We start from the raw sequence: 6404 nt of genomic DNA, 5'->3' as shown, positions 1-6404 counted from the left end.
CAACATTATGCGCCGTCTTTGTAAGACTATGAATGTTAGAAATGATAGCCAGATTCCTGTGCTTTCTAGCCATGGTTCTGCTTCTTGGAAGGTAGAGGAAGCAGCATATGCGGAATCTGACCCGACACTTTCTGCTATTACGTTCAGTGCGTATAAGCTTACTGGCCTTGTGAAAATCAGTGAAGAACTTATGCGCGATTCTATGTTTGATATGGGTAGCTTTATTTCTGATGAACTTGCGCGACAGTTTGCGGATGCTGAGGAAACCGCTTTCCTCACTGGGAACGGTTCGGGTAAACCCACCGGGCTTCTTCAGACTGCTGAGATCGGTAAAACCACCAGCTCTTCCACTGCTTTTACCGGTGATGAGCTTATTGATGTTTACCATGCGCTCGATAAGAAGTACAGGAATAACTCTGTTTGGCTTGCACATGATCTTGTTGTAGCTAAACTTCGTAAACTTAAGATGTCTTCTGACAGCACAGGCGGAGATAAACAATATCTCTGGCAGCCCGGTCTTCAGGCAGGACAGCCTGACCGCGTTCTTGGACGTCCTATTTATACTGCTGAGGATATGGACGACACGATGACCAGCGGCGATTCAACCTTTGTCTTGTTTGACCCTAGCATGTACTGGATTGTTGATCGTGGTGCAACTTATATGCAGCGTCTCAATGAACTTTACGCTGCTAATGGACAGATTGGTTTCCGTGGTTTCAGGCGCATGGACGGGCACCTTGTTTTTGCCGAAGCTGCACAGAAACTTGTCCAGTCTTAATATAGGGAGGTTGTTGTATAATGGATGATTTCAAGAACGCTGTTAATGTCGTGAAACTTCTCACTCCACAGGACATTGCGGGTGCAGACACAACTTCAGATTATATTGATCTTGCAGAGTATAATGGTGTTGTTGTTGTAGCTGAGATTGGCGCACTTACAGGGGCTGATGCTAGCAATACTATCACCCCTGTTCTTCAGGAGGCTGATACCACTACAGGTTCAGACTTTATTGATGTTGCAGCTGCAGACATGGAAGGTACTTTTGCAACTATCGATGATACAGCTGAAGATGAAGTTGTACAGTTTGCTGGATATCTTGGCAATAAGCGATATCTTCGTATGTCATTTGAACATGCAGGAACCAGCATTTCTGCTGCCCTTGTATCTTCTGTAGCAATTGTAGGGAAACCTTATGCCCTTCCTTGTCCGGCGCCGACCACAGGGAGCCCAGGTTAAAGTTAGGGCGTTATTATGTAGCTAGGACAGGTATTGTTTGAGGGGCTGTGCTTTTTAGCATAGCCTCTCTATTTTTATTTATGTATGAAAGGAGGCGAGTAGTCAATTGTACAAAAGAAAATTAACTACTCCATCACCTGTTGAACCTATCACTCTTTCAGAAATTAAAACACATCTTCGTATCAGTCACAATGCAGAAGATACTTATCTTGAAGGGCTTATTATGGCTGCTTGTGAGTATTGTGAACGTGTTCAAGGTCGCGCATATGTACAACAAACTTGGAGTCAATGGTTTGATGCTATCCCTATTTTGTTTCCTCTCAAACCTACTCCATTTCTGTCTTTAGATAGTATTGTAGCAACATACAATGATGATACGACAGAAGATATTACTAGCTATTACGGAGTAAACGTTGATGGTTTTCTTTATCAAAAAGATGTCCCATCTTTGACAAAAGAATTACCAAAAGAGGATGGAATCAAAGTTGTATATACAGTTGGCTATGAGCCTGATGATTCTGGTGAGTCTACTGATTATATTGTAAATATTCCTGCCAGTGTTAAGCATGTTATCAAAATTGCAGTTTCTCATTGGTATGCACACAGAGAACCTGTTGTACAAGGGCAGAGCGTAAATAAAGTACCTGAAACACTTGACGCTCTTCTGTGGCTTGATAGGGATGTTCAGGTATGAAGCATTTTACAGCCTCAGATTTGAAAGACTACATAGAGATTCTCCGTACAGTTGAAGTATCAGATGGTTTTGGTGGTTTTACTACATCAGAGGTATCACAGGGTAGCGTTTTTGCAAACGTGTTTCCGGTTAAATCATCGGAAAATCTCATTACGACTTCTGGCGCTAGTGTTGTGGAATATGAAATCACTGTTCGTTCTCAAGAGAATCTACAGAAAGATGATGTTGTCGCGTGGGTAGGTAAGCGTCTTGTTTGTCAGTCTCTCCGGTTGATACAAGGACAGGATTATATGCTTGCACAGTGTCAGACGGAGGTGAAATAACATGTCGTCTATGACTGAACATTACGAAGGAGCAAGCCATTCTCATAATTTTTTAGAAGTTAAATTTGAAGGCATGGATGATATGATTAAGGAATTACGTAAAATGGCTGATAATGAAATGAATGAAATCCTTTTTCAAGTAGGGAGAAAGTATACACGCCTTATTAAAGAGAGTGCAAAGAATAGGGTTCCTGTGGATACTGGACGCTTGAAAAAGGCTATACGTTTGAGCAATTCAAGAAAAAAGATGAATTTTAAAGTTTATGTCAGCGAAGCAAAAAAGACTGGTGCTTATTATGGATATTATGTTGAGTATGGGTACAAAGATACAAATCCAAGAGAGTATTCAGTGACGCCTTTTATGACACCCGCTGGCGAGGAATATGAAAAAGAGTTTGAGCGTGAAATGAAGAGTGAATTACATAAAGCTTTATACAAAGTAGGTAATTGACATGTCTTTAATATTTTCTTCTCAACTCTACACAACGTTAACAGGTAATAGTGAATTGATGGACAAAGTGAATTATGTTGGTGATACGCCTAATCAACAGAAAACGCCTCCATACATAACAATTGAAGCTGAAAATAGTACAGAGGGCCGTTTATTGAATCAAACAGAAACACAACATAGTATAACAATTTCAGTTTGGTCTGCTTATCATGGGCGAGCTGAAGTGAAAGAGATTGCAGCAATTGTACGTTTTATTTTGGAAAATGAGTTGGATATGCTTTTACTTGAGGCACAAATAGTAAAGGATTACGACACAGATTGGTGGCGTGCAATTCTGCAATATAGGACTTACTTAAGATAAATAAAGGTAGGTGATATGATTGGCTGCTAAAAATGCAAAACATGGAATCATTGATGTTATTGTAAGTGAAAATGAAACTCCAGTCGGTGAGGTTAAATCGTGGTCAATTGATACTTCGATGGGCACAATTGATGTATCAAATATGGGTTCAAATTTTAAGGATTTTCTTGTTGGGCAGGCTTCTTGGAGCGGTTCCCTTGATATTTGGTTTGACCCTGATGATGTGGCACAGGACCAGATACAAACGGATGCACTGCAAGGAAACAGTATTACTCTTAAACTTTATCCTTTCGGTAAGGCTAGTGGCGCAGGAAATAAACGTCTAACAGGAAGCGCATTTATCACAAGTTGGAGTCCAAGCGGTGCGGTAGAAGACGCTGTCGGTACTTCTATTAGTATTCAAGGTTCAGAAGAATTGACAAGCGAAGATGTAGAATGCCATACAATTTCTGTGACTTGTGGTGATAACGGTTCTGTTGTTCCTGGCATCAATACATTTGTCGTAGACGGTGAAAATAGGAAGTTTAACATTTCGGCAGATAGCGGTTATGTGATTGATACTCTTACTGTGGGTGGTTCTGCTGTTGCGGAAGCATCAGGAGAAACAGAGTATGCATATACGTTTGAAAATATAAGTGCTGATGATACTCTTAATGTTTCGTTTGTTTCTGTTTAATACATAAAGGAGAGGTGATATAATGTCTGCAATTAATGCAAAAAATGGTGTAGTAGAAGTGACGCCTTCTGCTTCTGCTCAGGCAGTTGGCGAAGTCAAATCTTGGTCAATTGATACTACAATGGGTACAATTGATACAAGCAATATGGGATCCAATTTTAAGGAATTCCTTGTTGGGCAGGCCAGTTGGAGCGGTTCTCTGGATCTTTGGTTTGACCCTGATGATGCTGGTCAAGGTGCAATTGAAACTGCTATGCTTGCAGGAGATACAATGACTATTGACATTTACCCGGCAGGTAAGGTTGATGGTAAACCGAAGCTGAGCGGTACTATGCTCATCACGTCCTGGTCTCCTAGTGGTGCTGTTGAGGATGCTGTAAGTCTTTCTGTATCATTCCAGGGTTCAAGTACTCTGACCAGCGGAACATATACTATAGTATAGTAAAGGAGGTATAATATATGGCTAATACAGTAAACATTGCAGGTTCTGATTTTGAATTGAAATATCCTTTTGAGGCTGTAAGGGAAATCAGCTCAAAACTTAATATGAGCGTAGGTGAGATTCTCCAGTCTGGTGTTGATTTTACCGATGTTAATAAGATGATTGTAATTATTTGGGGTGGGCTTCTCTACAATAATCGAAAACTTACTATCAATACTGTCAGTAAGTGGCTTGATGATGCCGAAAATTACCCTGAAGTTGTAGGTGTAGCAGTGAATGCTTACGTTGATTCTGTAGCTTCTAAGCTTCAGCTTAATAAAGGCGATGATGATGAAGATGTGGATGATTCAGTAAAAAACTAAATGATGAGGGCTGGTGGAAAGATATATACTGGTTAATTTTTGGGCCGCTAGCCCTCTCCCATTCTGATTTGTGGGAAAAAACTTTTGGTGAGATTATGGATTTGTTATATGGATATAAATACAGGGACTACTTGAAAAGGCAGGAACAGGCAATATTAACTTGTAATTTGATTAACGGTATCGGAGCTCCAAAAAAGACACTTAATGTGTATGACCTGATTGGTTATTGGTGTGATGGTATTGAAATGAATAAAGCTGAGTATTATCAGTATCAGCGTGAAAAGGCACGTAAATACAAACAACTTAAAAGGAAGAGAGGTGTTGTGAATCATGCCTAGAGTTCAGTGGTTTATCGGTATGAATACATCAGAAGCTGAACGAGCAATGAAGCGTCTTGAAAAAAAGATGAAGAAATTTTCTCGTAGTGCCCAACGTACCGGTAAGGCGATGATGAAATATATTTCTCTTCCTTTAATTGGTTTAGGTGCTGCTGCTGGAAAGTCTGCAAATGATGTTGATGAGGCTTTTCAAAACATAGCACGCGGTACTGGTGCTACAGGAAAACAGTTGCAGAATCTGAAAAAAGACTGGAAGGAAATGGCCGACCAGGTTGTCCAAGGTTTTGATGAATCTTCGAATGTTTTTGCTGACATAAATACTAGATTGGGCATCACAGGAGAAAAGCTACAGCAGGTCACTGAAAATGCTTTAGATACTGCTCGTATGTTCGGTGAAGATGTTAACACTGTAGTCGATGCTAGTACTAAAGTCTTTAATGATTGGAACATAGAAGCTGAGAATTATACTAAACTTCAAGACAAAATGTTTAAGGCATCACAAAAATCTGGCATTTCTGTTAGCAAACTTAATGAGATTATTGTTAAATATGGGACATACATGAGACAGGCGGGTTTCAGTATTGAAGATGCTATTGCTTTAGTCTCACAATTTGAAAAGCAAGGTATCTATACACAACGCGTTCTTCGTGGTCTACGTACGGGTATTAAGGATCTTGCAGATAAAGGTATAGAAGATTTGGCAGGTACGATGCAGGGTTATATAGAAAAAATAAAGAACGCTAAAACTGAGACAGAGGCTTTCAGTCTTGCAAATGATATATTCGGTAAATCTGCAAATGATATTGTTGATGCCATACATTCGGGTGCTTTTGAACTGAAGGACTTTAAAAATGCATTAGAAAATGTTGATGGTGCTATTCAAGACGCAGATAAAAATACGAAAACGTTTACAGAGAAATGGGCACAACTACAAAATACAGCAAAGCTTGCGCTTGTACCAATTGGTAAACGGTTAATGGATTTAGCTAATACTATTATCCCTAAAGTCCTGGCAAAGGTTGAAGATTTAGGTGAAATTATAGAAGGCATGAGTGATGAAAGCGTTTCAAACTTGCAAAAATTAGCTGGCGTTCTAATAGGTTCTGGTGGTTTGATTTTTGCAATAGGTAAGGTCACGTCAGCCTTTGCTACTATGGGGACAATTATAGTTGGTCTTGCGTCTGGCCCTGCTGCTCCAATAATTGTAGCAACTACTGCTGCTTGGGGCCTATATCATGCACTCCATAAAGTTATTCTTGAGCAGGAGAAGTTTGCCCACATAAGACCTGCAGAAGAAATTAGACACAGCGGCAAATTTGAGGATACAGTACAAAATGCTTGGCAATCATTGTATGGAAGAGAAAATCCAGATAAAGGCATACAAACACAGAAATTTTATGAAATATCCCAAGCATTACAAAATGCTGTTATGCATGGAAAAGATTTTAATAAAGTGGTCCAAACTATTTATGATTTGGAAGGACCAACTGAGAATCAGAAAATAGCAGCAGAGAATCGTCT

Annotated in this window: 11 protein-coding genes; all 11 read left to right on the top strand. The window is 39.8% G+C overall.

What is annotated here, in order from left to right:
• A partial coding sequence (locus K9L28_11335) for a phage major capsid protein (protein MCF7936923.1) occupies positions 1–778 on the top strand: 778 nt, incomplete at its 5' end.
• Positions 779–798: 20 nt separating this feature from the next.
• Positions 799–1236 carry a hypothetical protein gene (locus K9L28_11330; protein MCF7936922.1) on the top strand — a complete coding sequence of 146 codons (438 nt, stop codon included), beginning with the start codon at positions 799–801 and terminating at the stop codon, positions 1234–1236.
• Between the two features lie 106 nt (positions 1237–1342).
• Positions 1343–1930, top strand: a complete 588-nt coding sequence (locus K9L28_11325) for a head-tail connector protein (protein MCF7936921.1) — start codon at positions 1343–1345, stop codon at positions 1928–1930.
• On the top strand, positions 1927–2253 hold the full coding sequence (locus tag K9L28_11320) for a head-tail adaptor protein (protein ID MCF7936920.1): 327 nt from the start codon (positions 1927–1929) through the stop codon (positions 2251–2253). The genes K9L28_11325 and K9L28_11320 overlap by 4 nt, the downstream gene beginning before the upstream one ends.
• Before the next feature lie 10 nt (positions 2254–2263).
• Complete coding sequence (locus K9L28_11315; GenBank protein MCF7936919.1) at positions 2264–2704, top strand: HK97 gp10 family phage protein; 441 nt, start codon at positions 2264–2266, stop codon at positions 2702–2704.
• Between the two features lies 1 nt (position 2705).
• On the top strand, positions 2706–3065 hold the full coding sequence (locus K9L28_11310) for a DUF3168 domain-containing protein (GenBank protein ID MCF7936918.1): 360 nt from the start codon (positions 2706–2708) through the stop codon (positions 3063–3065).
• Between the two features lie 19 nt (positions 3066–3084).
• Positions 3085–3741, top strand: a complete 657-nt coding sequence (locus tag K9L28_11305) for a hypothetical protein (protein MCF7936917.1) — start codon at positions 3085–3087, stop codon at positions 3739–3741.
• A gap of 22 nt (positions 3742–3763) precedes the next feature.
• Positions 3764–4183: a hypothetical protein gene (locus K9L28_11300; GenBank protein MCF7936916.1), complete on the top strand. Its 420-nt coding sequence runs from the start codon at positions 3764–3766 to the stop codon at positions 4181–4183.
• Positions 4184–4200: 17 nt separating this feature from the next.
• Positions 4201–4545, top strand: a complete 345-nt coding sequence (locus K9L28_11295; GenBank protein ID MCF7936915.1) for a tail assembly chaperone — start codon at positions 4201–4203, stop codon at positions 4543–4545.
• 167 nt (positions 4546–4712) lie between these two features.
• The gene (locus tag K9L28_11290; protein MCF7936914.1) at positions 4713–4883 is read left to right on the top strand and encodes a hypothetical protein; all 171 of its coding nucleotides are present in this window, start codon (positions 4713–4715) and stop codon (positions 4881–4883) included.
• On the top strand, positions 4876–6404 hold a 1529-nt coding region (locus K9L28_11285), incomplete at its 3' end, for a phage tail tape measure protein (GenBank protein MCF7936913.1). The genes K9L28_11290 and K9L28_11285, both read left to right, overlap by 8 nt.

This window comes from Synergistales bacterium, from assembly GCA_021736445.1.
Lineage (GTDB): Bacteria > Synergistota > Synergistia > Synergistales > Aminiphilaceae > JAIPGA01.
The sequence above is the reverse complement of the archived record's forward strand: the minus strand, read 5'-3'. Positions and strand labels throughout refer to the sequence as shown.

Bases quoted from the DNA above. Each gene is read 5' to 3' on its own strand.
- K9L28_11310 (MCF7936918.1), top strand. From the start codon at position 2,706: ATGTCTTTAATATTTTCTTCTCAACTCTACACAACGTTAACAGGTAAT.
- K9L28_11330 (MCF7936922.1), top strand. From the start codon at position 799: ATGGATGATTTCAAGAACGCTGTTAATGTCGTGAAACTTCTCACTCCA.
- K9L28_11315 (MCF7936919.1), top strand. From the start codon at position 2,264: ATGACTGAACATTACGAAGGAGCAAGCCATTCTCATAATTTTTTAGAA.
- K9L28_11300 (MCF7936916.1), top strand. From the start codon at position 3,764: ATGTCTGCAATTAATGCAAAAAATGGTGTAGTAGAAGTGACGCCTTCT.
- K9L28_11295 (MCF7936915.1), top strand. From the start codon at position 4,201: ATGGCTAATACAGTAAACATTGCAGGTTCTGATTTTGAATTGAAATAT.
- K9L28_11320 (MCF7936920.1), top strand. From the start codon at position 1,927: ATGAAGCATTTTACAGCCTCAGATTTGAAAGACTACATAGAGATTCTC.